The sequence below is a fragment of the Leuconostoc sp. UCMA20149 genome (genome assembly GCF_030400235.1).
In the GTDB taxonomy this organism is placed as follows: domain Bacteria; phylum Bacillota; class Bacilli; order Lactobacillales; family Lactobacillaceae; genus Leuconostoc; species Leuconostoc pseudomesenteroides.
Window position 1 is genome coordinate 238683 of the sequence record NZ_VJYC01000001.1, and the last position, 26086, is coordinate 264768.

General features: G+C 38.9%; 22 protein-coding genes. 16 read left to right on the forward strand and 6 right to left on the reverse strand.

All coding sequences use genetic code 11. From position 1 onward, the window contains the following. Positions 1–413 precede the first annotated feature (413 nt). Complete coding sequence (locus FF105_RS01430; protein WP_147651036.1) at positions 414–3053, forward strand: cation-translocating P-type ATPase; 2640 nt, start codon at positions 414–416, stop codon at positions 3051–3053. A 44-nt stretch (positions 3054–3097) separates the two neighbouring features. Here FF105_RS01430 and FF105_RS01435 read toward each other — a convergent pair whose 3' ends face one another. The 3 genes from FF105_RS01435 to FF105_RS01445 are packed head-to-tail and all read right to left on the reverse strand — an operon-like array spanning position 3098 to position 5693. Next, positions 3098–3562, reverse strand: coding sequence for a hypothetical protein (locus FF105_RS01435; protein ID WP_010280014.1), 465 nt, complete (start codon positions 3560–3562; stop codon positions 3098–3100). Between the two features lie 24 nt (positions 3563–3586). Then, positions 3587–4807 (reverse strand): ABC transporter permease, encoded by a 1221-nt coding sequence (locus FF105_RS01440; RefSeq protein ID WP_290046154.1) that lies wholly within the window; start codon positions 4805–4807, stop codon positions 3587–3589. Continuing rightward, positions 4800–5693 (reverse strand): ABC transporter ATP-binding protein, encoded by an 894-nt coding sequence (locus tag FF105_RS01445; protein ID WP_010280011.1) that lies wholly within the window; start codon positions 5691–5693, stop codon positions 4800–4802. The genes FF105_RS01440 and FF105_RS01445 overlap by 8 nt, the downstream gene beginning before the upstream one ends. Positions 5694–5843: 150 nt before the next feature. Between FF105_RS01445 and FF105_RS01450 the strand changes: the two genes are divergently transcribed. Both FF105_RS01450 and FF105_RS01455 read left to right on the forward strand, forming a co-directional pair. Then, on the forward strand, positions 5844–6053 hold the full coding sequence (locus FF105_RS01450; protein WP_010280009.1) for a P8 family protein: 210 nt from the start codon (positions 5844–5846) through the stop codon (positions 6051–6053). A 148-nt stretch (positions 6054–6201) separates the two neighbouring features. Beyond that, entirely contained in the window at positions 6202–7230 is a 1029-nt protein-coding gene (locus FF105_RS01455) for a DUF916 and DUF3324 domain-containing protein (RefSeq protein WP_010280007.1), read from the forward strand. Positions 7231–7320: 90 nt separating this feature from the next. Here FF105_RS01455 and FF105_RS01460 read toward each other — a convergent pair whose 3' ends face one another. From FF105_RS01460 to FF105_RS01470, 3 genes are all read right to left on the reverse strand, one after another. Further along, positions 7321–8940, reverse strand: coding sequence for a lectin-like domain-containing protein (locus FF105_RS01460; protein ID WP_010280006.1), 1620 nt, complete (start codon positions 8938–8940; stop codon positions 7321–7323). Then, positions 8937–10331, reverse strand: a complete 1395-nt coding sequence (locus FF105_RS01465; RefSeq protein ID WP_010280004.1) for a hypothetical protein — start codon at positions 10329–10331, stop codon at positions 8937–8939. The genes FF105_RS01460 and FF105_RS01465 overlap by 4 nt, the downstream gene beginning before the upstream one ends. Positions 10332–10445: 114 nt before the next feature. Further along, a complete protein-coding gene (locus FF105_RS01470; protein ID WP_010280002.1) occupies positions 10446–12374 on the reverse strand; it encodes a Cna B-type domain-containing protein in 1929 nt (642 codons plus the stop codon). 313 nt (positions 12375–12687) lie between these two features. On the opposite strand from FF105_RS01470, the gene FF105_RS01475 reads away from it, so the two are divergent. The 13 genes from FF105_RS01475 to mprF all read left to right on the forward strand — a co-directional run bounded on the left by FF105_RS01475 (position 12688) and on the right by mprF (position 26084). Further along, positions 12688–13245: a chitinase gene (locus FF105_RS01475; protein ID WP_290046156.1), complete on the forward strand. Its 558-nt coding sequence runs from the start codon at positions 12688–12690 to the stop codon at positions 13243–13245. A 453-nt stretch (positions 13246–13698) separates the two neighbouring features. Beyond that, positions 13699–14079, forward strand: coding sequence for a hypothetical protein (locus FF105_RS01480; protein WP_010279997.1), 381 nt, complete (start codon positions 13699–13701; stop codon positions 14077–14079). A gap of 158 nt (positions 14080–14237) precedes the next feature. Beyond that, positions 14238–15239, forward strand: coding sequence for a ribose utilization transcriptional repressor RbsR (gene rbsR, locus FF105_RS01485; protein ID WP_010279993.1), 1002 nt, complete (start codon positions 14238–14240; stop codon positions 15237–15239). A gap of 162 nt (positions 15240–15401) precedes the next feature. Continuing rightward, entirely contained in the window at positions 15402–15800 is a 399-nt protein-coding gene (rbsD, locus tag FF105_RS01490; RefSeq protein WP_010279991.1) for a D-ribose pyranase, read from the forward strand. Positions 15801–15821: 21 nt separating this feature from the next. Further along, complete coding sequence (locus tag FF105_RS01495) at positions 15822–17315, forward strand: sugar ABC transporter ATP-binding protein (protein ID WP_010279988.1); 1494 nt, start codon at positions 15822–15824, stop codon at positions 17313–17315. Continuing rightward, positions 17308–18294 (forward strand): ABC transporter permease, encoded by a 987-nt coding sequence (locus tag FF105_RS01500; RefSeq protein ID WP_010279984.1) that lies wholly within the window; start codon positions 17308–17310, stop codon positions 18292–18294. Before FF105_RS01495 ends, FF105_RS01500 begins: the two co-directional genes overlap by 8 nt. Before the next feature lie 19 nt (positions 18295–18313). Then, positions 18314–19270 carry a D-ribose ABC transporter substrate-binding protein gene (locus tag FF105_RS01505; protein ID WP_010279981.1) on the forward strand — a complete coding sequence of 319 codons (957 nt, stop codon included), beginning with the start codon at positions 18314–18316 and terminating at the stop codon, positions 19268–19270. A 21-nt stretch (positions 19271–19291) separates the two neighbouring features. Continuing rightward, positions 19292–20239 (forward strand): ribokinase, encoded by a 948-nt coding sequence (rbsK, locus tag FF105_RS01510; RefSeq protein ID WP_147651035.1) that lies wholly within the window; start codon positions 19292–19294, stop codon positions 20237–20239. After that, entirely contained in the window at positions 20239–20913 is a 675-nt protein-coding gene (gene rpiA, locus FF105_RS01515) for a ribose-5-phosphate isomerase RpiA (RefSeq protein WP_010279976.1), read from the forward strand. The genes rbsK and rpiA overlap by 1 nt, the downstream gene beginning before the upstream one ends. 173 nt (positions 20914–21086) lie before the next feature. Next, a complete protein-coding gene (gene tgt / locus FF105_RS01520; protein WP_010279975.1) occupies positions 21087–22307 on the forward strand; it encodes a tRNA guanosine(34) transglycosylase Tgt in 1221 nt (406 codons plus the stop codon). 80 nt (positions 22308–22387) lie between these two features. Next, the gene (gene yajC / locus FF105_RS01525) at positions 22388–22753 is read left to right on the forward strand and encodes a preprotein translocase subunit YajC (protein WP_010279973.1); all 366 of its coding nucleotides are present in this window, start codon (positions 22388–22390) and stop codon (positions 22751–22753) included. 57 nt (positions 22754–22810) lie between these two features. Then, complete coding sequence (locus tag FF105_RS01530) at positions 22811–23545, forward strand: alpha/beta fold hydrolase (protein WP_010279970.1); 735 nt, start codon at positions 22811–22813, stop codon at positions 23543–23545. Next, complete coding sequence (gene mprF, locus FF105_RS01535; protein ID WP_290046165.1) at positions 23532–26084, forward strand: bifunctional lysylphosphatidylglycerol flippase/synthetase MprF; 2553 nt, start codon at positions 23532–23534, stop codon at positions 26082–26084. The genes FF105_RS01530 and mprF overlap by 14 nt, the downstream gene beginning before the upstream one ends. Positions 26085–26086 lie beyond the last annotated feature (2 nt).

Genomic DNA, 26086 nt, shown 5'->3' on the forward strand with positions numbered 1-26086 from the left:
GTAGTGGCAATGTGCCGCTATCTTTTTTAATGATGTTGAATTTTTTTATAAAATTCCGTGATATATTACAACGTTTAGGTATATATGTTACAATATAAGTATCATACTAATTATAAAAGTAATCATTTTTATTCTTTTTTATCATTATCTCATGATATCCACAAGAATTAAATTTTGACAGTGAGTGACATTAACAAATGCAATGACTAATTAAGATGACGATGGTTCATTTTTATTTGCACAGCACATCATGATAGCGATTGATTTATCCAATCAAAGTCATTTTGTACGGAAGTGCTTGCACGAGATAGTATGCAACTGCCAACATGACAACGCTGGGGAAAACGTGTCATGGCTACATGATGTAGTTTTACAATCTTCCCATTAATAGTAAACCAACAGGAGGACACTAAATGGAAGCGTTCCGAAAGGGGATTAAAGAAACAATAACATCACATCAAGTTGATGTGCAAAATGGCTTATCGTCACAACAGGTGACACAAAGTCGGCAAGAAAATGGTGCTAACGTATTTGACGCTGAGAAAAAAGTTTCATTATTTAAAAAAATATTACTCAGTTTAAATGACGTTGCTACCATTATTTTATTGATTGCAGCGGTGATTTCATTTGTTGCGACTTATTTAGAATCAAGTGGTAATTACTTTGAAAGTTTGTTAATTGTTGGTATCGTCGTCATCAATTCAGCATTGGCTATTGTTCAAGAAGGTAAGGCAGAGGATTCGTTAGCAGCACTACAAAATTTAAACCGCACCCAAGTGAAAGTTTTGCGCGATGGTCATATTGTGCAAATTGACGCTGATGACGTCGTTTTAGGTGATGTTTTAGTTGTCCAAAATGGTAGTGTCATTGCTGCTGATGCGCGTTTGATTGAATCGGTTGAACTGCAAGCTGAAGAGTCGGCTCTGACTGGCGAAAGCTTACCTGTTGAAAAAGACGCGAATGCGACATTTGAGTCAGACAATAACATTGATTTAGGTGAACGGATTACAATGGTGTATCGTGGGACCACAATCGTTAATGGACACGGTCGTGCAGTGGTTACAGCTGTTGGTATGCAAACAGAAATGGGTAAAATTGCCAGTCTGTTGCGTAATGAGTCGAAAACGCCGTTGACGCCTTTGCAACGTCGCTTAGTGCAATTAGGGAAAAACATTTCTTGGTTAGCGATTGGTGCTGCCGTGATTGTTTTGGGACTAGGCATTGCGCAAGGCATGGATCTTAAGCATATCTTTTTGACAGCCATTTCATTGGCAGTTGCGGTAGTGCCAGAAACTTTGGCTGTTATTGTGACGATGACATTGGCGCTTGGTGTGCAAAGGATTGCGCAAAAGCACGCCATCATTCGTCGTTTGCCAGCCGTTGAGACATTAGGAACAACCAATATTATTGCGTCTGATAAAACAGGTACGTTAACGCAAAACAAAATGACTGTTCGCAAAGTTTGGCATGATCAGCACGACGATTTGTTGGATATCGCTGATGGTTTAGATACTTCAGCTCAGGAGGTGCTATCATTGGCCGCCATATCAACCAATGTGGCGGTTAAATCAGTGAATGATCAAAAGGTCTACGACGGCTTGCCAACTGAAGTGGCCTTGGTACGTGCCATTGAATCAGAAACTTCACGTGAACAGCTTTTATCACAATATCCACTTGTCGATCAGGTACCATTTAACTCGACAAAAAAGCGTATGACCACTGTTCACAAACGTCCAGAAGGTGGCTACATAGCAATCACAAAAGGCGCTTTTGATGTCTTATTGCCAATGGTCAAACATGGCGATCGTCAACGGGCTGAACAAGTGAACAAAATGTTCGGCGAGCAGGCTTTGCGTGTTCTAACAATTACACACAAAAACTTTGATGTCATGCCAGAAGAACCAACGCAAGATTTCTATGAGCAGGATTTAACTTTGGTTGGTTTAGTTGGTATCATTGATCCACCACGACCTGAATCAGCGCCAGCCGTCGAAAAAGCACGACAAGCCGGTGTACGTACCATTATGATTACTGGAGATCACGTCGAAACAGCCAGCGCAATTGCTCGTGAAATTGGCATTTTGCGTGAGGGTGATCAAACAATTACTGGTTCAGAATTAGCTAAGTTGTCCGATCAAGAATTAGATGAAAACGTACAAAGTTACAGTGTTTACGCACGTGTGACGCCAACTGATAAAATCAGAATTATCAAATCATGGCAACGTCAGGATGCAACAATTGCCATGACTGGTGATGGTGTTAACGATGCACCAGCCTTGAAAGCCGCAGATGTAGGTATTTCTATGGGTGAAACAGGAACAGATGTGGCCCGTGAAGCATCAGATATTATTTTGACAGATGATAATTTTGCGACGATCATTAACGCCATTTCTGAAGGACGTGGTGTTTATGTTAAAGTCCGTAAAACAATTAATTTCTTATTAAGCGCTAATATTTCTGAGCTATTAGTGATTTTAATTGCCATGTTGTTAGGCTGGGGTTCACCTTTGTTACCGGTTCATTTGCTGTTCATCAACCTAGTGGCCGACGGATTACCGGGTTTTGCACTGAGTCGAGAACCAATGTTGACAAATGTTATGAACCAACCGCCAATGCCCAAAAATGCCAAGTTATTTGGACAAGGGCTTGATCGACAAATTGGGTTGAATGCAATATTGTTTGCGGTAGTGACGCTAATTGCCATTTGGATTGGCCAAAAATTAACATTAGGAGGATTACAGCCTAATGAACAAGTTGGACAAACAATGGCATTTATCATCTTATCGTTAACTTCGATTTGGCACGTCTTTAATATTCGATCAGAAAAAACGCTGTTTGCAATCAGCTATGGTGCCAATAAGTCGCTAGTTAATATGGCGATAATCGCGACATTGATTACTTTAGCTATTTCGTTAGTACCACTGACACAGACATTATTCGGCTTAACAGCGCTTTCAATTGCTCACTGGGCAGTAATTTTGGTATTGTCAGTATTACCAACTATTGTCATCGAGTTATTCAAACGCATGCGCCCCAACTTATTTAAAGTCTAAAAAGAACCAGCCACAATTTTGTGAGCTGGTTCTTTTTGTACTGATTATTTAAGTAATTGGTCTTGTGCGATGATAAATTGGGTGAGCGTTTCATCGTTAATACGCTGATTATGTTGTTTTAAAAAGCGTCGATACAAAAATCCAATTCTTGGTTGAAAAATAAATGTTGTTGGTGCGCTAAAGTCATCTTCTAATAGTTGATAAGTTCGAATGGCGCTTGCAATTAAAATTTGTTCTGCCTGATTTGCAATTAACGATAAGTCGTTAGTTTCTTCAAATAAAAATTGTTTCTCAGCAGCAGCTAATGCTTGCTGAAATTGATTGAGATTGTCTGGTTCGATAGCACTATCTTGAGCAACGCTCAGCATCGTTTGTTTAAAGCTGTCAATGGCAGCCGGTGTGGCAGCCGATGTTAATTCGAATCGTTCAAACGGCATACCGTTGGGCGTTGTGTGCGTTTCATAGTGAAACCATTGTGGATCAGTTACAAAGTAGGGGGTGTTAGTCATGTTAAAATACCTGTTAATTAGTAATCATTTTTTCAAAAGCTTTCCGGTAATTTGTTTCATGATGGGTTCGTCTGAATATGATAAGACATTTTTGGCATAAATACCTTGGCCAAACCAAGCTAATAGAATTAAGGAAATAAATGAAATACCAAGTGAAATCAAGGCAGTGGGCCAACCTTCAACATGTGTGACTAGCCGTACTGGCATCATGGATTGTGAGACAAATGGGACGTAGCTTAATGCGCGAATAGCGATGTCATTAGGCATAAACGTCATGAAATAACTAAACATATAGCCAATCATAGCTAAAAATGAAATAGGTTGAACGGCTTGTTGAACTTGTGCGTTGTCATTAATTAACGAAGCAATCATCGCTGTCAATACCAAATATAAGGCAACAGTAATGAGTATAAAGGCCAACGCATAGAGCATAAAGCCAGTTGTCACACCATTCAGATTAGACGTAATCATTTTGACAAAAACATTGTCTTTCAAAAAAATAACTGTAGCAAATCCGGCGATAAGATAAATCAGCATGTGCGTCAAGGCTAATAGAAAGACACCAATTAATTTACCAAAATACTGAATGCGAGCAGAAGTGGCTGCCAACAAAATTTCCATGATGCGTGACGATTTTTCGTTGGCGATCGCGTTGGCAATCATTGAGGTATACCACATCACCACAAACATCGTAATCACACCAATTGCAACTGCGATGGCGTAATTCGCACCCTCAGTATTGGCACCACTTTCAGACTGATTTGCTTGTTTTACAACGGTTTTGAAGTTAACCGGCTTCATGAAATCAGCGGTCTGTGCAGCAGTTAAGCCGTACTGCGTAGCCTTTTTGGCTTGTGAGAGTTGATTTAAAATAGTGGCAATATCGTCTTTTGGTACTTGTTCACTTTTTGGTTGGGTTGTCAGTGTCGCTGAATCTGACTTTAAAGTTAAGACACCATCCAAATTTTCTGATTTTAAGGCTTTGTCTGCTTGCTTTTCGTTAGTGATTTTGGATATCTTCATGTCCAAATTCTTTGCTGATTGAACAAAAGTAGCTCGTTCGCTGGTTTGACCGATAACGGCCACTGTGGGCGTTGTGTTGCCCTGCAATTGTGTTACACCAAAGGCGACACCACCAATGACGGCGACAAAAATTAAGGGAGATAGTACCAAAATCCAGTAACCACGTGATTTGAAGTTAGCTCTTAGCGTATCTTTAATGACAATATTAAGTTGTTTAATCATGAATAGCGACCTCCTGACGGAAAATGTCATCTAATGTCGGTGGTTGTTGGCTGAATGCTGGAATATAGCCATTTCTCGTTACTAAGTCAAAGACGCGACGTCCAGCAGCTTCATCAGATAAAATCAAATCAAAGCCGGTACCTTGTTTCGTGACAGTGGCGACGCCTTCAATTGCAGCCAATTCAGTTGCTGTTGTTGGCGATTCAACATACACGCGCGTCCGTCCAAATTGTTCACGGATATTTTGGACGGGTCCTTGCAAGACCGTTTTACCGTTTTTAAGCATTGTTAGGTCATCAGAAATTTTTGTGACATTACTCATGTCGTGACTTGAAAAAATGATCATAGCACCGTTATCACGCATACGGATGATTTCCGACATCATGAGACTGGTGTTGACTGGATCCAGACCTGAAAAAGGTTCATCCAAAATAATGAAGTCTGGCTCAAAAATCAAAGATGCAATCATCTGAACTTTTTGTGCGTTACCTTTCGATAAAGTCTGAACCTTATCTGTTGGTTTGCCAACAACATCTAAACGCTTCATCCATTGAATTAACGATGATTTGGCGTCAGCACGCGACATACCATGTAGTTCAGCAAAGTACAAAACTTGTTCCTCTACGGTACGCTTTTGGTATAAACCACGTTCTTCTGGCAAAAAACCAATACGTTGTTTGTCTAGTTGGGTGATTGGGTGGTTATCCCACAAAATTCTGCCTGAACTAGGTTGAATAAAGTTCAAGATCATACGAAATGTGGTCGTCTTTCCAGCGCCATTTTGGCCGATGAGACCCATGACTTTTCCAGGCGTTAAAGTCATATTCATATCAGCAACGGCAAGATGTGTACCGAATTTTTTGCTGATGTCAGTTAACTGAATCATATTAAACTCCTCCATGTTCATGTAATCCTATGGTATAGGACCTCTCTTATACTCCATTGTGACATAGTTAGCAAGCTAGAACAAGTTAAGATGGTTGCATTCTTGCAAAAAAAGAACTATAACAGAGTTAAGTAAAGGGGGCCATAAATCATGGCAGATGAAAAATTTGAAACTTTAGATATTCCAATGAATGAAGTATTTAGTTGGAGCGAGGACAAAACCCCACTACGTGATGCGCTGTGGAATCATTTCATGGAAGCCAGTAACAAAGATACTTTGTCAACATTGAAGCACTTGAAAGCATTTGAAAAAATGTCTTCTGACGAAGTGAAAACCGAAGCTGCTAAAGTACTACAATAAGTTAGGCAAAAGAAATTCAAGCGGTGTGGAGCTGCTTGATTTTTTTTGTCTATATTTTGGTCTTAATTAATTCACAAAACGCGCAAAGATACGCCACAATGACTCGCTATAATAAAAGCATAAACTTTTAATGTAGAAGGAATAGGCGATGAATTTTAAAAAAATAGGACTAATGTTAGCAGTGACTGCAATAACGATGGCACCATTATTAAGTACTGTTAATGCGGAAGATAACAGTGTTGGTTTGCGCGTTAGCGCCGTTCTGCCAGAAAATCAACGTTCAAACGACATTTCGTATTTTGATTTGTTAGTTAAACCAAAGGATCAACAAACACTCGTTGTGAATGTAGTTAATACCACAAATAAGCCACAAACTGTGAATACAGCCGTGAGTGCTGCTACCACAAATGTCAATGGTGTCGTAGAATATGCCCCATCAAAGAACAAACTTGATCAGTCGGCGCCAATTGATATGGCAAAAATTGCGACTTTACCTAAGTCAATAGAAATCCCTGCCAATAGCTCAAAAAAATTAGAAGTAAAATTGACCATTCCTGATAAAAATTGGGATGGTGTTGTGGCTGGTGGTATTACGGTGACACAAGCCGAAGCAACTCAAAGCAGTAGTAACAAAAAAACCGGTGTCACCATTCGAAATCGTTATGCATACGCAATTGGTGTGTTGCTGCAAACAAAACAGGATTCAACTGTAACTGAAAAATTGAATTTGGCTAAGGTAACTGCTGGTCAAATTGATGCACGCAATGCAATCATTTCCGAATTGCATAATACTTCCGAAACATATCTTAAGAAAGTATCTGTGACATCAAAAGTGACGCGTGTCAACAGCAGTAAAGTGCTATACGAAGCTAAGAAGAGCGATATGAAGGTTGCACCAAGTTCGATTTTTAACTACCCAATCAATTTAAAAGGACATGCCTTTAAAGCGGGTCGTTATACAATGGATATGACTGTTAAATCTGAAAAAAGCACTTGGCATTTCAAGAAAAACTTTACTATTACAACTAAAGAAGCAAATGATTTGAATGCCAAGGATATTACAATTGTCCATGACGAAGGCTTCAATTGGTGGTGGATTGTTTTGATTGTCGCTATCATACTAGCTCTGGGTGCCTATATTTGGAAACGTCGTCGTAATCAAACTAACAAGAATTAAACCAAAAAACCTAAAAATAAGTCCCACATCTCTGAAAGATAAAGAGTAGATGTGTGGCTTTTTTAGGTTTTTTGATATAAAATCATGACCTTATCGTTCGGCTAGTAGCGTGTAGTGTGCTAATAGTGTGACGACTTGGCTAAATGAAGATGATTCACTGGCTGGGCTTGGTTGAAAATTAGGCTGAGCAATTTCGTTAAAATCACCTACTGTGTCCTGAAATAATGCGTATGGTTGATTTTTGGAGACCACATGTTTCTTTTTGGGGGTTGTGACAGCGGGTGATTGTTTCCTGCTGGGTGTTCTTTCAGATTTAGGCGTGGTATTTTCAATAGTTGGTTGGCTAGTTGATGACGACTGAGGTGTTGCTTGTGGACTGATTGGATTTGTCTTTTGGTCTAGCTGTGCTAGTGCTTGGATTGGGTTTGCAGCACTATCAGAGCGTGGGGCAATGTTCTGATTGATCACTGTTTGACTAGGCTTTTTGGCGAGGTGAATCGTGAAATGCCAAGCGGTGTTATTGTCCTTTGGCAAAACAAAGCTTCCTGGCCAGTCCGTTTGAGAGATTGTGTAGTCCTTCAACTGTGTCAGGGTCATTATTGGTGAAAAATCAATTTGTTCACCGGTTTGTCCGGAAAAAATAGCCTTGCGTAGGATTTTTCCTTGGTATTCGAAGTTAATCGTAACGTACTGTGTTAGGGGCTCATAATAATAATCAATGCTTTGGTTATCATGATAAGTAAAAATACCGCTGGTATTATTTGGTTGTGACACGAGTTTAAAGCCGGGCAATGATAGTGGCTTTGTTTGGTATGTGTCATTGAGTGCGCCAGAAATTTTTTGTGAAGGCGCAATCAGATTGCCCGACTGGTCAAGATAATTGACAGTTAATGAGCTAGTAAAAGGGTGGTAATCGTTATGATCAATAATAATTTGTTGCAGGTTATGATTCGCACCAGTTGAAGCCGAAAAGACCAAAGAGATAGGTTGCGCTAAGATCTTTTGGTCAGTGATTCTATATGACCAAGTTTTAGATTGATAGTTAATCAGAATGGTATGCGTACTAGCTTGGTACTTAATTTCAAGTGGCTCAAAGTCATTCGTATCATGCTGCGCTATTTCTTTGGCATCTTTTGAAAATGTCTGGATAACGCCAGTCTCATCTGAACCAAAGAAAGCACCAAAAGGGATACCGTTTCCTTGCGTTTTGCCAAATTCTTCAGGGTCTTTAGTAAAGGAACCAGCATCATCGGAAGCGTTATAGAAAGTGTCTAGCTTGAAACCAAAGACATTGGCAATGCGTCCCAACCCAAAAGCGCCGCCGTTTGTATGATTGACTTGATCGATATGATCAAATGGTACTAATGCAAAGGCTAAGCCGTCGCCACCACCGCGTTGTTGATTTTTTGAACCTAAATTAACTTGAAGCGCCATTGAAAAATCTTGTGATAAATCGATGGGCGTATTTTGATATGCGGCCCCTGACAGGGCTGACTGATCTTCAGTTAATGTGAAAATGTTGCCCTTAATGACAGCAGAGCCATTGGTTGTAAAATGTGAGGTCAGCTGTTGCTGTGTCCAGTGATTTTGTGTGATTAGCACATTTGCATGGGCAATTGTCGCGGGAATGAGCTGGTTGACGGTTAATAAGGTCGAGCTGAAAGCTAAGAGATAATAAAGGCGATTGATTTTATTTTGCTTGTTCGTCATTTTTTCTTTAACCTTATAATAAGTTCTGCAAGTGCCTGCCAGTCACTGATAGTTGGGGGTTTTTTCCAAATAACCTGTGGTGTAGCAATTCTATCAGATGGTGTGTCAGACAAATAAATGTCGCCCTCTTCATAGGACCACTCTGTTATAAATTTGATACTGGCATGACTGATATGATCTTTAAGCATCGCTTCAATCATATGATTCGTAAAAGGTGAACCCGCAAAATTGACGATAATCGTAATGTTGTCAATTTTAGTGATGTCGATGTAATAAAAAATAATGCTGATGATATTTAAAATAAACGCGTTTAAATAGGTCGCAGGTATAATCTCTTCAGGTGAATTAATGGCAGGAAACATTGTCTCAACTGAATAGTAAATTGAAGGATAAATATCTTGAAAATATTGAGTTGATATGTTTTCTTGTGATATAAGCGCCCATTGATTGTTAGTTGTAAACTTTAAGCAATAACGTGCGGCAGCTTGGCTAATTTTTTCAGCATCTTGTGGTGTACATGACAGAATGTGCTCCTGTAATTTGGGCATTATAATCGTTGACAATCGTTCCAAAATGGGTTGAGCATAGTCAGTAAAAGCGATTGGGGCAGAAACTTCTAACAAATCAAAAATGTTGAGAGCACTTAGTAAGTGACAAAGCACAAAGTTGTCTTCAGGAATAGCTAAGTGCTGACTAATGGCGTTTGGGATTTTGTCATCAACGTGAATATGTTGATCTTCTTGTTGAATGATTGGTGAGCAAATTTTTTGATTATGGGTCAGTTCATTCAAAAAAATACTAATGAGTAGGCGCTTTTTGTCTGCACCATGCGCATTGATATAGCCTTGAGAGATTAAAAATTGATTTACCTCTTGACTAGCTGTTTTGATGTAGTGATCAAAAGCAGGCGTTGTGTCGTAATGATTGAAGATGACAAACGCCGCTGAAATGACTGCTTCTGGTGAGTCAAGGTCAATTAGAGTCGATAGGGTATTTTTTTGAATAAAAAAGTAAGAGGTGTTCCAACCATATTCGGATTCCATATAGTTATAGTTGGGCATTTTACCAGAAATTAAGCGTTGCTCTAATAATAATTTGATTGGGGATAATTCAAAAAAATAGCGTGATAGTTGATACAAATGGTAGCGCGTCAATGTCATAGTTTGATAAATAATCCCGCGCTTTAATTCAATCCAGTTAAAACCAAATAAAACACTAATATCATTATTCAGTGAATCAAGTGATTCTCGGATCAAATAATCAGATACCTTGAACTGATTTGTTAAGTCGCGAAGCTCAAAAGTGGTTTGTTTATTTTCCAGTAGTGTGGATAATAATTTGAGCTTTAAAGCATCGTTTTTGTTAATAAATTCATTTAAGATTGAGGACATAGTATCTTTCCGTTTGTAAGTATATCAACCCTAGAGTTGGTATTACATTCATTATATTCCGATTGGTGTATCATGCAACAAAAAACCCATCAACTATTTTGATGAGCTTTGTTGTTAGTTGCGATACTTTTGATACCATATCAGAGTAATAGTAGTCATTACCAATGCTAAGCATACTAGAGGTACTGTCGTTTTAGCTTCTGCGCTAGTATTTGGCAAGTTCTGCTTTTCAGTAGCAGTTTCTAAAGTGCTAGTTGCGGACGAATTTGGAGTGACTGGTGAACTTGGGTCTATCGGTGTTGGGTTAACAGGTGTCACTGGATCGATTGGTTCAGGTGTTGGCGTCAAATGATTGATTAGATTATAACCTGATACTTCCGTTTTATAGCCTGATACCTTGTCTTCAGTGATGTGATAAACAATTTTTTTGCCGGTTTCGTCGTACTTTGGCAAATTAGTGAACTTGTATGCCCAGTTGTCTGCCGCGCTAACCGTTTTTGTTTGGATAATCTTATCACCTATTAGCAAGTTAACTTTGATACTTTCAGGACGCAGACCAGCTTGATTGTTGCTGTCGTCCCAAGTTTTCGTTCCAGAAACTGTGGTGATATCAGATAGCGTGTTGGTAAAATTATTACCGTTCTGTGTTGAAACATAGTGATCAACTGCTTCTTCTTTGACAGTATAAGTATAGGCATCACCATTAGCATCATATTTTGGCAAATTAGTGAATGAATATTGCCAGTTTGTCTCTTCAGAAACGGATTTACTATCAATTTTTACACCATTTTGGTAAAGATCAACGATGATTGCGTCAGGACGTAATCCTTCAGCGTTGTTATCATCTTGCCAAGTTTTCGTTCCTGATACAGTTTCAGTGGTTTCGCCACCACCGCCACCACCATTATCTGGTGTATAGATATCTACGGTATGCGTTTCTATATTGTCACCAGTAAGCTGACCAGCATTTTCATACTTGGAAGATTGACCGCCATCGGTCGCACGAGAGTCATAATTAATTAGAACGGTATCACTAAAATCACCAATATTGATATGGAATTGCGTGTCTGAATCGTAAGAGATTGCGTCAGCCGGCACATCACTACTTTTTGTGAAATCTGTAAAAGTAGCGTTGTAAGAACCGTGAATTGCAGCCACTGTACCGTTGACAACTTGTTGATTGTCGCCAATGAAGTCTGTATAAACACCATTTTTAATCTTTTCTTGTGTTAAATTCAGTCTCACTGTCCAATGAATAAGTGTTGGATCATTAGAATCAACTGTTCCCCATTTATACAAGACTTCATTTGGATCTGGTGTTGGATTACCATCAGGGTCAACATGAATGGTTTGACCATTTGTTCCCCAATCAATCGGTACATCTGTATCTTCTTCTACTTGGCTATGATTCCAGTGAACCCAAATGTTGAAAGAACCACTTATACCATTTTTGGCTGATTCCGCTGCATAATCAGTGAATGTAATCGTTACTTTACCCGTTGTGTGATCAGCCACAGCATGCCCAATGACATTGCCGGCAGCGTCCTTAATGTCAAATGTGACATCAGATTGCAATGTCAATACTGAAGGCACATTGACCGACATTGTATCTCCGGACTTAATAGCAGTTCCTGCGGGAATGTTATAGTCCCAATGAGCTTGCATATTGTCATAAATCCCAAAATTTGTTTTGGGGTTGCCGTTCTCATCTTGTAATTCGGCGTGTGTTACGAACTGGTCACCCCAGTCTGTTTCTTTCAAGGCAGGCGCACGAGATTGTGCTTGTGTATTGGCTAATTGGTTGTTAGCTTTTTGATTTTGTGTGGTTGGTAAGCTTGATGACTTCTCAGCGTTGACTGGAAGCGTTGTTGCCTTTGTTGTTTCTTGTTGTTTGGCAACATCAGTTCTGTTATTGTTTGTGGTGCTTGATCGGGCAACTGGTGTTTCAGTTGTCGCACTCTGTGTGGCTGCAGCTATTGGGGTTGCAGCGAAAGTGCTCATCATGACCACTAAACTAAACAGCGTGGTAAATTTTTTGAACATGCTTTCTCTCCTTCTGTTATTCATTTGTTCATCAGAAATTCTAACAGGGGACGACCTCATCTCATTCTCAAAAATTTAATTCAAAATCAAAAAAATAAAAAAAAGACGATAATCGTTATGGTTAAGGCGCTTGAGACGATATGTAAAAGGTAGTAATAGGTTCAAAAAAAAGTCATAATCTTGCTGTTTCGTTCACTGTTAAGTTATCAGTTATTCGACGAAACTTCACAACTTTTAGAGATAATAGTCTTGTGGAGAAGTGATAAATATTACCACGTGACCACAACATACATAAAAGGAAGAGGTATATATTATGACAGTCTACACAAAGACAATCACCGCTGGCTTAGCATTATTATTAGCTGGCTCGCCATTAGTTGGCACAGTGAGTGCTGATAACATAGCTAACTCAAATGGAACGGTATCGTTTTCAGATCAAGATGGTTCGTTAGTGCTCGCATCAGCAGATAATGTGACGTTCCAAAATCAGGACTTATCAAACATTTCTGATTTTACGCCTGACGCTTCCAACGGAACCACGGGTAAGGTAACGTTGGAACAAACATCGGCTAATCCAAGTGGTACTTATAGTATTCAAGTTCAACAAACGGGTGACTGGAATAACAGTTATTCGAACACGATGGCTACAGCAGAAGCTTTGCCAATCATGTATAATTCAATGCCGTTATCAAGTCCAGTAACCTTTGTAGACAGCGCAGCGGCTCCGGCACGTGGTGTAAGTACTAAAGCTTTTAACCATGATTCAAAAAGTTTTGCGTTAGATTTGTCAGGTACTGGTGATCTTAGTAATGCTTTGGACCAAAGCTTGTTATCTGAACTGACATGGACGTTGACAAATAGTGTAGAATGAGTTTAGTTTCAAAGTGTTGTTTGTTGGCAAGCGTTTAAGTAATTTTAGTGTGGCGGCTTGACGTTGTCACAGCTAAAAAAGCTAGGCATACACGGCGTTCTAAAATGGCGATTGTATTTTTACTGGGGTAAGGAGCGCCAGTAAAGTCTTAACTGGTGCCAGTAATGAAACGACATAATGGGGATACGCTTGCCACATAATACTTTGTTCAGACTCGGTAGAAAAAATGACAATTTTGTCGTTTTTTTTTTGAACATGACTATATGATATTAGATGTCACCAAGGAGCACAGTCATTAATTTGTTCATGATAAGATCTTGCTTTCGCCTCAGAATGGGCACAATTTTTGATTAAAATGAGGTTGTAAATAAGCGATGATATTATTTACAGATAGATAGCAGCTATTGGCGGATTGACGCTAATAGAATCAAGAATAGAAAAGGGGAACAAACAATGTTAAAAGAAGTTAAAAATGAAGCACTTTCATTTCCAAAAGGCGTTTTCTTCTTAGTCAACATGACGACGCAAACTAGTGCGCCGATGGACGTGACAATTGAGGATGAAAATGGTGCACAATTGTTTCACGGTAGCCGAACAGGGACTGATCCTTTACCAGTAATTAGTGGAACATTTACTTCATTAAGTGGAAAAGCAAGAATTATCATTCGCTGTGAGACAGCTACTAATCTTGATGTGCTATCTGAGCATTTGGACATAAAAAAAGCAGATGGTGGTCTAATCATGCGAGAATATGTCTATGTCGCTGAAGACTCGACTGACGCAGACTATAATGATCTCTATGTGTCAATTGTTGGTTGGCAACATAAAGGATAAATATTTGATGGGCAACGGTTTGTTGCCTTTTTTTGTTGCAGTGCGCTATATCAGTTTTATGATTAACGTTTATGATATACAAACAGAAAAGTGGCGAGTTTTATTATTTTGCGTTATATTAATTTGAAAAAGCTAAATAATGAAAGGAATAGAACTAAATGAAAAGGGTATCAATTAAAGATGTAGCCAAGTCGTCAGGTGTTTCAACGACAACTGTATCTCAAATTTTGAATGGTAAAGGTGGACGCTTTTCCGACCAAACCAGAGACAGAGTTTTCAAAGCACGTGATGAGCTTGGCTATATTGCTAGTATTGCGGCCAAAACTTTAAAAGGTTTTCATTCCATTTTGATTGGTGTAATCGTGCCATCTTTTCGCCTTCCATTTTTTGCCAACTTAATTGAAAGTATGGAGAAACATGAAGCGTACGGCGTACGTTTGGTATTTTTTGCTGCAGCAGATAATAAAATTGAAAGTGCCATTCGTTCATTAGTTGCAAGAGGTGTCGGTGGGCTGATTATTGGCAGATCAATTCCAGAAAGCATGAAAATTTATCAACTGTTAGCTAAACAGCATATTCCTTACCTGGTGTTAGATCAAAATAGTAATCAGCAAGCGCATGACCGTATCATTGTAGATGAGTTTCGAGGTGGGGGACTAGTTGCTAATCATTTCATAGGTTTAGGACATACGAAATTGGCTATCGTTTCGCCTCAAAAAATGACACATAATATGTTGCAGCGCCAGCAAGGGTTTGTAGAAGTGTTAGCCCCAAAAAATATTCAGCCCATCATCATCAATACGGCAGATTTGTCAAAGCATAGTGGTTATGCTGTGACAAAAAAAGTTATTGCCAGTAAAGTTAGTGCTGTTTTTGTATTGAATGATGCGATGTCATTGGGTCTAATAAGGGGCCTTATTGATAGTGGTTTGAATATTCCCAGAGACATTTCTCTGGCAGGTTATGATGACGACGATTATGCACAATTTGTAACGCCAGCTTTAACTACGGTCAGTCAACCGGTTACGGACATTGGGATTTCAGCGATCAAACTTTTAATGAATAGAATTAATTATCCAAACTTGCCCGCGCAAATTCAGAAATTCAATTTAACGTTGATAAAACGTGAATCCACTAGCATCTATGGCGGAACTGCATAAACAATTTTGACAAAATTTATATTTCTAATCATTTAATTGTGCTTTTCCCTTGACATTGAGATAACTAAGCGGTAAATTATAAATAAAGAAAGCGCTTACATTATTTGTTCAGCTTATTTTTTTGAACTAAAAGTAAAACGTTTTACTAAAGAAGGAGAAGAAATGAAAAAAATCGGCGTATTGAATTCGGATCTATCAGCTGTCATTGCTGATATGGGACATCAAGATTGGTTAGCAGTCGGGGATGCTGGTACTCCAGTACCTAAGGAAACTTCAAAAATTGATTTGAGTGTCAAAAATGGGTTGCCACACTTTATAGACGTACTGGATACAGTTCTAATAGAATTGGAGGTTCAAAAAATTTATTTAGCGGAAGAAATTAAAGCAGCCAATCCTGAAATCTTAACAGAAGTGAAGAATAGATTTTCTGATCGGGTCATCATAGAATTTATTTCCCATGAACAATTAAAGCAAAACTTAAAACGTAGCAAAGCATTTGTTAGAACTGGTGAAATGACACCGTATGCTAATATCATTCTTGAAAGTGGTGTCGTATTTTAATGAAAAGGAAAAGTGAAAAACATGAAAATTGATATGCTCGGTATTTCTAAATCATTTGGTAATAATCATGTTTTACGGGACGTAAACTTTCATTTGGATAATGCTGAAGTGCATGCATTAATGGGTGAAAATGGTGCCGGTAAGTCAACACTAATGAATATTTTGACTGGGTTACTGAATGCTGACTCAGGACAAATTTTGGTTGACGACAAAGAAGTACATTTCAATGGACCCAAAGACGCAGAAGAACATGGTATTAGTTTTATTCATCAAGAAATGAATAATTTCGGTGAGATGACCGTTTTAGAAAATATGTTTCTGAACAAAGAAGTAAAAAATAAGTGGGGCATGATTGATGAAAAAACAATGCGTGCAGAAGCGTTAAAAATATTCCAAACGTTAAATATTAATTATAATTTAAACGCAATGATTGGTGATCTAAGCATTGGTGCACAGCAAATGATTGAAATCTCTAAGGCAATGATGTCTGAAGCCAAAGTGATTATTATGGATGAACCAACAGCGGCTTTAACTAATTCTGAAATCACATCGTTGTTTAAAACGGTTAATCATCTAAAGGCGCAAGGTGTCAGTTTTATTTATATTAGTCACCGTATTGAAGAAAATATGGAAATTGCTGACAAAATTACAATTATGCGTGATGGCCACACGGTTGATGAATCATTTATTTCTGAAACAAACGTTGAAAAAATAGTAACTAATATGGTGGGTAGAGATATTGGTGATTTTTATCCTGAACGACACGCTGAGACAGGCAAAACGGTTTTAGAAGTTACTCACTTGGAAAGTAATGATAAGTTTCATGATATTAATTTCACGGTTAAAGAGGGTGAAATATTAGGATTTTCAGGATTAATGGGATCGGGTCGAACTGAAATTATGCGTGCCATTTTTGGAGTTGATCATCGAAATGGTGGTGATGTTGCCATCAATGGTAACAAAGTCAAAATTATGTCACCTTCAGATGCCATTAACCAAGGCATTGGATTTGTAACTGAAAATCGTAAAGATGAAGGTTTGATTTTAGATTTCTCAGTTTCTGAAAATATTATAATGGCTAGCTTAAAAGATTTAGTCAAAAAACATTTCATAGATGAAAAAGTGAAAGATGACTTTGTGAATTTGCTAGTAAAACGTTTAACTATAAAAACAGATGGTACAAACATTGATGCTGGTAGTTTATCAGGTGGTAATCAACAAAAAGTAGTTTTGGCAAAATGGATTGGTGCTGGCAGTAAGATATTGATCCTGGATGAACCAACTAGAGGTGTTGATGTTGGAGCTAAACGAGAAATATATGATCTTATCAATGAATTAACTAATCGTGGGGTCGCTATTATTATGGTTTCTAGTGACCTGCCAGAGGTTCTGGCAATGAGCGATCGCATTGCTGTGATGTATGAAGGGAATATGATGGCTATTGTTGATAATAGTTCACATGTAACAGAATCAGACATTATGACACTTGCAACTGGAGGAAAAGCGAATGACTAGTACTAGAAATGAACAGAAAGTGGTGAAAGAAGTGAAAGACAGAAAAATATTGCAGCAATTGTCAGGATTAGGACCAGTTCTTGCACTGATAGTACTAGCTTTAATTACGACGGTGATGAATCCAAGTTTTCTTGATCCCAACAACTTGCTCAATCTTTTGCGACAAGTATCAATAAATGGTTTGATTGCCTTTGGTATGACCTTTGTCATATTAACAGGTGGTATTGATTTGTCGGTTGGTGCTATTTTGGCACTGACATCAGCACTTTCAGCAATGATGATTACAAGTGGTGTGCCAACATTGATTGCTATGTTAATCGGTATTGTATTTGGTGGTCTGTTAGGTGGTCTGAATGGGCTGATTATTACAAAAGGCGGAGCTGCACCATTCATCGCTTCGTTGGCGACAATGACAATTTTTCGAGGTGCAACCTATGTGTTCACTAACGGTAATCCGATTACAAGCAAAGCCATGAACAATAGTTTTATTTTCCAATTTATTGGGCGCGGTTACTTTTTCGGCATTCCGGTGCCTGTCATTATCATGTTGATTTCATTCTTTATTCTGTACATTCTGTTACACAAAATGACATTTGGACGTAAGACCTATGCATTAGGTGGTAATGAAAAAGCTGCATTTGTATCAGGTATTAAAGTCAATATAACAAAAACATGGATTTACGTTATTTCCGGCATTATGAGTTCAGCTGCTGGTATGATTTTAATTTCACGTTTAAGTTCGGCACAGCCGGATGCAGGAACAGGTTTTGAAATGGACGCTATTGCTGCGGTCGTATTGGGTGGCACTTCACTTGCCGGTGGTCGTGGTCGTATTTTCGGAACATTAATTGGTGCATTGATTATTGGAACACTAAATAACGGTATGAATTTGATTGGTATTTCTAGCTTCTATCAGCAAATTGTCAAAGGAATTGTGATTATTATTGCTGTTTTGTTAGACCGTCGAAAGAAAGCTTAAGTGAGGGGTTTAAATTATTATGACAAAGAAAATATTAGGTATTGCTGTTGGTGCTTTAGCACTGATTTACGCTATTGTGTTCGTTGTTTCCGGTCGAGCCGTGTTCTCTATCAGCAATCCCTTTCAAACGAATACGGTTTTGCAGCACAAGAAACCGAGTGAATTAAAAATTGGTGTTTCTCTCTCTACTCTCAATAATCCTTTCTTTATTTCTATCAAACAGGGCGTTACAGAAACAGCTAAAAAATCTGGATCAAAAGTTCAGGTTTACGATGGACAAAATAGCACTAATAAACAGAGCAATGATGTTGAAGATTTAATTCAAAAAAAAGTTGATGTATTAATCATTAACCCAGTTGATTCCTCAGCTATTACACCGGAAGTGAAGTCGGCTAATGAAGCTGGTATTCCAGTTATCACAATTGATCGTTCATCAGATGGTGGAAAAGTGTTGAGCTTAGTTGCTTCTGATTCAAAAGAGGGTGGCAAAATGGCTGCTGACTTTATGATTAAAACACTGGGAGAAAAAGCAAAAATTGCTGAGTTGCAAGGGACTCCAGGAGCTTCTGCTACGCGTGAACGCGGTGCTGGATTTGATAATACTGCTAAAGGGCATTTAGATATTGTGACAAAACAGACTGCAAATTTTGATCGTACGGAAGGCTTAAATACTGCTGAGAATATTGCTCAAGCTCACCCTGACATCAAAGGATTGTTTTCTCAAAATGATGAAATGGCTTTAGGTGCTGTCCAAGCACTAAAATCAAATCCTGATATCGTTATTGTTGGATTTGATGGTTCTGTTGATGGCATTAATGCAGTCAAAAAAGGACAGATGGCAGCTACTGTGGCTCAAAAACCAAAAGAAATGGGTAAATTAGCAGTTCAAGCTGCATATAAATATTTCAAAGGCGAAAAAGTATCAAGTCAAATCAAATCACCTCTAGAATTAATTGTAGCGGATAAATATAAATAACTATTTGAAAGGTTTGAAATAATGAACAAGGTTGTCGTGATTGGAAGTTTAAACATAGATCTCATTACAAAAATAGGCCGCTTGCCACTGCAAGGAGAAACTATGTCTGTCAGGGAACAAGTAACAAGTTTTGGTGGAAAAGGTGCAAATCAAGCAGTTGCTGCAGCCAGACAAGGATCAGAAGTGACGTTTGTTGGCGCTGTGGGTAATGATGAAAACGGCGACGCTTTTAAAAAATTGTTACGTCAAGAAAATATCAACACGGATTATATTGTTTCAAAACAACAAAGTACAGGTTCGGCGGTTATTTTATTAGAAGAAAACGGGCATAATACTATTTTAGTAAATGGCGGAGCTAACGCTCGTCTAGATGTTGCTGATATTCAAAATGCAAAACAGGTGATTGAGAAAGCAGACATTGTCGTTGCACAATTAGAAGTCCCAAGTGAAACTGTTATTGAAGCTTTTAAAATTGCCAAGAATGCAGGCGCAATGACTGTTTTGAATCCTGCTCCAGTTAGAAAACAATTAGATCAAGAACTCATCAATTATACTGATCTCATTGTTCCAAACGAAACTGAAGCAGCTGCACTAGCCAATGAAAATCCGACAACTGAAGTGGCAGTCATCGAAAAGACTATTTATCACAAATTGCAAGGGCAAGGATTAGAAAATGTTATTATTACGTTGGGTGATAAAGGCGTTTACTATAAGGTTTTGAACAAAAGTCAGCTCTTACCAATTTTTAAGGTACAGACATTGGATACTACTGCAGCAGGAGACACATTTATTGGTACAATCGCTGCTAACTTACATGCTGATTATGCTAACTTAGAAGAAACTTTGTTGCGAAGTAGTTTAGCTAGCTCGATTGCAGTTAGTCGTGCAGGTGCAATTGCATCTATTCCTAACAGTAAAGATATTGAGGAACAGTTTAAAAAAAATAATGATAATACGAGGGTATTATAATGACAAAGCAAGATCTTTTTAAGCAAAAAGCAGCAAGAGCCGCCCTTGATTACATTAAAGACGGTATGATTGTTGGATTGGGCACAGGCTCTACTGTTAGCTTTTTGTTAGATTATATTTCTGAAAAAGAACTAGATATCACAGGTGTCACAACATCTAAAGATACGTCAAGAAAATGTCGTGCTTTGGGCATAAGAGTCGTTGATATTGACATGGTTGATCATATCGATGTCACCATTGATGGTGCTGATGAAGTAGATGCCTACATGAACGGTATCAAAGGTGGTGGTGCTGCATTATTAATGGAAAAAATTGTCGCAAATAATTCTAAAACTAACATTTGGATTGTAGATGAAACCAAAGTTCATAGTGTATTAGGATCATTTCCATTGCCTATTGAAATTATTTCATATGGTAGTGGTAAGTTGATTCAAAACTTTGAAGAAAAGGGTTACCATCCGGTTCTACGTCTTGACAATGCCGGGAATCCAGTTGTGACAGATACAGGGCACAACATCATTGATTTGAATTTGCATTATATTGATAATCCTCAAGAATTAGCAGAATATTTAGAAAGCCAAGTTGGTGTTGTCGAACATGGTCTGTTTATAAATATTGCAGATGTTGTCATTATTGGTGGTGAACAAATTGTCACTCACAATAGAAAGCAATGATGTGACAAAGAGTTTTATTGTAATACTGTTTAAAAAAAGCATGGCGGCGCCTTGCTTTTTTGTTGTCTTGTATGTTTGACAATGTTCGGATTTTTCACGTACAATAGGAAAGTAACTAATTAACTGAAAAAATTGATTTCTAGCAAGTTGCTTGCTAAATATGGAGAAATAACATGGCAAAATCAGAACATCCGGCAGTGTGGTATGAACATCTGCATACCGAGAAGTACACTGGCGCAAGACGTGGCCGCATTCACACGCCGCACGGCACATTTGAGACGCCAATGTTCATGCCGGTTGGTACACAAGGAGCCGTTAAAGGCGTTGGCACGCGTGAATTAAAGGATATTGGGGCTCAATTTATTTTGAGCAATACCTATCACTTATGGGTTCGTCCTGGGGATGAGTTAATCGCGCAAGCTGGTGGTTTACACAAATATATGGGTTGGGACCAAGCCATATTGACTGATTCAGGTGGCTTCCAAGTCTTCTCACTGGCTGACGCTCGTAAGCTCAAAGAAGAAGGCGTCACTTTCCAAAACCACGTCAATGGTGACAAGATGTTTCTCTCACCTGAAGTGGCGATGAGAATTCAGAACAATTTGGGTTCAGATGTCATGATGCAACTGGACGAAGCCATTCCGTACTTTGAGACTTATGAATATATTAAGGAATCAATGCAACGGTCATTACGCTGGGCCGAACGCGCGCAAGTTGCCCACAAAAATCCTGACACTCAAGCGCTGTTTGGTATTGTCCAAGGCGCTGGTTTTAAAGCATTGCGTACGGAGTCTGCTAATGGCTTAGTTGGCATGGACTTGCCTGGTTATGCAGTTGGTGGTTTATCAGTTGGTGAATCTAAAAAAGAAATGAACCGCGTGCTTGATTTTACTATGCCACTGTTGCCAGAAGACAAGCCGCGCTATCTTATGGGCGTGGCAGCACCTGATTCGTTGATTGACGGCGTTATTCGTGGGGTTGATATGTTTGACTCGGTGTTGCCCACTCGAATTGGTCGTAAAGGTACCTTAATGACACGATTTGGTCGTGTCGTCATCAAAAATTCAAAGTACAAAAATGATTTCACGCCATTGGATCCAGATTTGAGCTATTACTCACCCAATCCAATTCGTCGTGATCAATTTGGTAACTTAGCACAATATGATTTGCCAGATTACAACCCATTCCAAAATCTGACACGCTCATACTTGCATCACTTGTTTAACGCTAATGAGTTACTGGGGGCGCAATTAGCTTCAGAGCACAATTTGCGCTTCCTGCTACAATTCATGGAAGATATGCGCACAGCGATTGAAAACGATGAGTTATTGGCTTTCCGTGAGACAGTCATGGAAGAATACGGTTACAACAAACCAAATGCACGTCTTTTTTAAATTTGGTACAATAGAGATACTAGTGAAATTGTGGGCTTTAGTCAAAATATGCTCACAGAATGAAGAAAGTAGGATATAACATGTCTTGGAATTTGATTTTGCCATTGGTGATTATCGTGGCAATGTTTTGGTTTATGTCACGTCAACAAAAAAAGCAACGTGAACAACAACAAACTATGCAAAGCAGCTTGCAAAAGGGTAGTGAAGTTGTCACAATCGGTGGCTTACATGCCGTTGTGGACAGCGTCGACAACGCTGCAAAAACTGTTGATTTAGACGCTGAAGGCGTTATTTTGACATTTGAATTGTCAGCAATTCGTACAATCAAGAACCCTGTTGCGCCTGTGGCAGACAAGCCAACAGTTGATGACTTGAAGCCAGCCGAAACAGTTGAAGAAACAGAAAAGATTACTGATGATACTGACAAGCCATCAGATAGCAAGTAAATTTTCTTAACGGTATAATAAAAGGGAGCGAAAGCTTCCTTTTATTTTGGAGAAAATATGAAAACACATGCATTAACCATGTCGGATGGTACAAAAATTGTTTATGATGAATATGGGAATGACACACTAACAACTGTTTTGTTGTTGCATGGTAACGGTAGTTCTGCGCGTCATTTTAAGCGACAATTGCCAACCTATGCCGCACACTTACATGTCATTGCGATTGACTCAAGAGGGCATGGTCGCTCTAATAATAGACAAACGGATATTAAGATTACTGATTTAATTAGTGACATTGAACAAATTCGTATGACGTTACACGTTGATCAAGTGGTCATTTTGGGTTACAGTGATGGCGCCAACATCGCTATGAAATATGCCATAAAATACCCGCAACATGTGTCGCGTTTGGTACTTAATGCGCCTAATTTGACTTCAGAAGGCGTCTACAAAATTCTTTGGTGGGGAGATAATGTTGCACAAGTCGCGACTGCGGCAATGGCACCTTTCAGTGCTTATGCTAAGCGGCGTCATGAGCAATTACATGTGATGAGCGAACCGCTCAATATTACGTGTCAGCAATTGTCAGATTTAACCATTCCTACATTGCTAGTCATCGGTGAGTTTGATTTGGTCAAGCGTCGCCATATCGAGCATATTGCTGAAATAATGCCACATGCGCAAGTCATGATTTTAAAGGGACATGGGCATTTTGTTACTTACACCAACCCGCGTAAGTTTGCGCAATTGGTGGCACCGTTTTTAATAGGGGGAAATGATGCAAAAATTTAAACACTTATTATTACGATTGGTTATTCCAACCATTACCTTGATTTTGGTGACACAACTAATCATTATGACACGTGAAATTACCTGGCAGGCAATTTGGTCAAGTATTAACGACGTGGCATGGTGGCAAGCTGCTATCTTGATTTTGCTGGGTTTGTTGGCGGTGCTGCCAACTTTATATAATGACCAAATATTAAGTCGCTGGCAGGGGTATCAGCTGAGTAATAGCGAGTTATTACAACGTTCATGGCTCATTAATGTGATTAACCTTAACGTTGGTTTTTTTGGTGTCTTGAGCGTGTTGTTACGGCGCATTTTTTATAGTGACCAAGCGCGTAAGAATGGCGTGAAACCCTTCTTACAAATGTATTTTTTGGGACAAACTGGTTTACTGTTATCGGCAGTATTAGTTTTATTTGATTTGTTAGTTTGGCATAGTCACTATTTTTCCGATGAAATCGGTTGGTTGGCCATATTAATCATTGTTGGGATTACCGCTTTGGCAGTATCATTGAGTTCACGTTTGAAAGCTTGGGATAGACTGACTTGGCCAGTTGCTGGCAAATTAATGTTAAATGCTGTGGTTACTGTTAGTGCGCAAATGATTTTGTTTTTAATCATCGGCATTATCATTAATGTTAAATTAAGCTGGTTAAATATTTTAATTGTCTTCGTTATTGCTAGCACAATTGCCCTGATTTCAATGGCGCCGGGTACTTGGGGCGCGTTTGAAGTGGCGGTTTTATTGCTGATTAGTTTGTTTGGTATATCTCGTGTTGACGGTGTCATTTGGCTCATTTTGTATCGTGTGACCTTTAATTTAGTACCATTATTGAGTGCGCTGGGTTTGCTATTTTTCCGGCTATCAAAACAAATTAATCATAATTTTCGTGGCGTGCCACATTATGTTGCGCAAGCCGTGGTACATCGTTTGGTGACGATCGCGCTTTATTTATCTGGTATTTTACTGGTGTTATCTGGTACGATGCCTCAAATCGTTGAGCGAATACCATTATTTAACCAACTTAGATTGTGGCCGATTACTTATGCATTGGCTAATCAATTGCCTAGTATTCTATTAGGATTCTTAATTTTGATGAACGCACGTGGTGTGGCTAATCGTGTAGCGCGTGCTTATCAATCAACTATTATTGTTTTAAGTCTGACAGTCGTATATGTGCTATTTTTCTATCGCCATCTATTGCCACTGATTTTGATTGGCTTAGTATTAATGGCAGTTATTTTTAGCAAAAAAACATTATACCGCTCACAGTTTATACACGCTTGGGAAGAACAAACCATTGATGGTGTGATATGGGGCGCCCTGATTGCTGGTTACTTAATGTTAGGCTTCATACATGTGCCAAGTATTCATCGTCACTTCACACATGTTGGTCATTTACCATCTATTCATTGGTGGTGGCTAGGAGCCATTACGATAGCGATTGTCGCGATTTCTGTTTGGCTGTTAGCACAATTTTTGCATGCCAAACAACGGCCATTAGGCACTGAATTTGATGAAAAGCGTGTACAAGATATCTTATCAATTGGTGACAACCATTATACCAGCTTGATTTTTTTGGGCGATAAACGACTTTATTTTTATCAAGTTGAGGAACATGATGTTGTTGGTTTACAGTTTAGATTAGTCAATAATAAGGCTATGGTGATGGGTGATCCATTTGGGGAATCACGTTATTTTGCTGAAGCCATGCAAGATTTTGTTGAGGCGGCTGATCGACTCGGCTACGTACCTGTATTTTATGAGGTCAGTGAGCGTGTAGCGATGCTAGCTCATGAGTTTGGTTATGACTTTTTCAAACTAGGTGAAGAGGCGCATGTTAATCTTGCTGATTTTTCAACGGCTGGTAAAAAAATGCAGAATATTCGTTCAGAAATGAATCAAGCTGGTCGCGCTGGCTTTGAATTCAAAGTTTTGACACCACCATTCAGTCCAGACGTCATTGCGCAAATGCAGGCAATTAGTGATGAATGGTTAGCTGGTCGCGATGAAAAAGGTTACTCATTAGGTTTTTTTGACCCTAATTATTTGCAACGTGGCGAGGTGGCCATTTTGGAAAAAGATGATCGCATTGAGGCGTTTGCTTCATTGGTGGTTTCACACACAGAAAAGCAGATGGCAGTTGACTTAATGCGCTTCACCGCCTCAGCACCTAATGGGGTGATGGATGTTCTCTTTGTTAATGTCTTCAAGTATGCAAAGTCGCAAAACTATGAAACTTTTAATTTAGGCATGTCACCCTTAGCCAATGTTGGACTTCATCGGCAAAGCTTTGGACGCGAGCGATTAGCTAACTTAGTCTATCAATTCGGATCCAAAGTTTATTCCTTTGAAGGCTTACATCACTACAAAAATAAATTTTCTCCTAAGTGGCAGGCAATGTACATTGCCTATTCGAGAAAAAGCAGCATTATTGCTGTGATGATTGGACTACTGAAGGTTGATAATAAGGGAGTGGCTCATGCACCAGAAATAGATTTGCGTTATACTAAAGACAATTTGGATGAGGAGGGCAATTAAAC

Coding starts and splice junctions, on each gene's coding strand:
- FF105_RS01440 (WP_290046154.1), bottom strand. CDS start 4,807: ATGATTAAACAACTTAATATTGTCATTAAAGATACGCTAAGAGCTAAC.
- FF105_RS01500 (WP_010279984.1), top strand. CDS start 17,308: ATGACTAGTACTAGAAATGAACAGAAAGTGGTGAAAGAAGTGAAAGAC.
- rbsR (WP_010279993.1), top strand. CDS start 14,238: ATGAAAAGGGTATCAATTAAAGATGTAGCCAAGTCGTCAGGTGTTTCA.
- tgt (WP_010279975.1), top strand. CDS start 21,087: ATGGCAAAATCAGAACATCCGGCAGTGTGGTATGAACATCTGCATACC.
- FF105_RS01455 (WP_010280007.1), top strand. CDS start 6,202: ATGAATTTTAAAAAAATAGGACTAATGTTAGCAGTGACTGCAATAACG.
- FF105_RS01475 (WP_290046156.1), top strand. CDS start 12,688: ATGACAGTCTACACAAAGACAATCACCGCTGGCTTAGCATTATTATTA.
- FF105_RS01495 (WP_010279988.1), top strand. CDS start 15,822: ATGAAAATTGATATGCTCGGTATTTCTAAATCATTTGGTAATAATCAT.
- FF105_RS01450 (WP_010280009.1), top strand. CDS start 5,844: ATGGCAGATGAAAAATTTGAAACTTTAGATATTCCAATGAATGAAGTA.
- rbsK (WP_147651035.1), top strand. CDS start 19,292: ATGAACAAGGTTGTCGTGATTGGAAGTTTAAACATAGATCTCATTACA.
- FF105_RS01470 (WP_010280002.1), bottom strand. CDS start 12,374: ATGTTCAAAAAATTTACCACGCTGTTTAGTTTAGTGGTCATGATGAGC.
- FF105_RS01460 (WP_010280006.1), bottom strand. CDS start 8,940: ATGACGAACAAGCAAAATAAAATCAATCGCCTTTATTATCTCTTAGCT.
- FF105_RS01465 (WP_010280004.1), bottom strand. CDS start 10,331: ATGTCCTCAATCTTAAATGAATTTATTAACAAAAACGATGCTTTAAAG.
- FF105_RS01530 (WP_010279970.1), top strand. CDS start 22,811: ATGAAAACACATGCATTAACCATGTCGGATGGTACAAAAATTGTTTAT.
- rpiA (WP_010279976.1), top strand. CDS start 20,239: ATGACAAAGCAAGATCTTTTTAAGCAAAAAGCAGCAAGAGCCGCCCTT.
- mprF (WP_290046165.1), top strand. CDS start 23,532: ATGCAAAAATTTAAACACTTATTATTACGATTGGTTATTCCAACCATT.
- FF105_RS01445 (WP_010280011.1), bottom strand. CDS start 5,693: ATGATTCAGTTAACTGACATCAGCAAAAAATTCGGTACACATCTTGCC.
- FF105_RS01480 (WP_010279997.1), top strand. CDS start 13,699: ATGTTAAAAGAAGTTAAAAATGAAGCACTTTCATTTCCAAAAGGCGTT.
- FF105_RS01435 (WP_010280014.1), bottom strand. CDS start 3,562: ATGACTAACACCCCCTACTTTGTAACTGATCCACAATGGTTTCACTAT.
- yajC (WP_010279973.1), top strand. CDS start 22,388: ATGTCTTGGAATTTGATTTTGCCATTGGTGATTATCGTGGCAATGTTT.
- FF105_RS01430 (WP_147651036.1), top strand. CDS start 414: ATGGAAGCGTTCCGAAAGGGGATTAAAGAAACAATAACATCACATCAA.
- FF105_RS01505 (WP_010279981.1), top strand. CDS start 18,314: ATGACAAAGAAAATATTAGGTATTGCTGTTGGTGCTTTAGCACTGATT.
- rbsD (WP_010279991.1), top strand. CDS start 15,402: ATGAAAAAAATCGGCGTATTGAATTCGGATCTATCAGCTGTCATTGCT.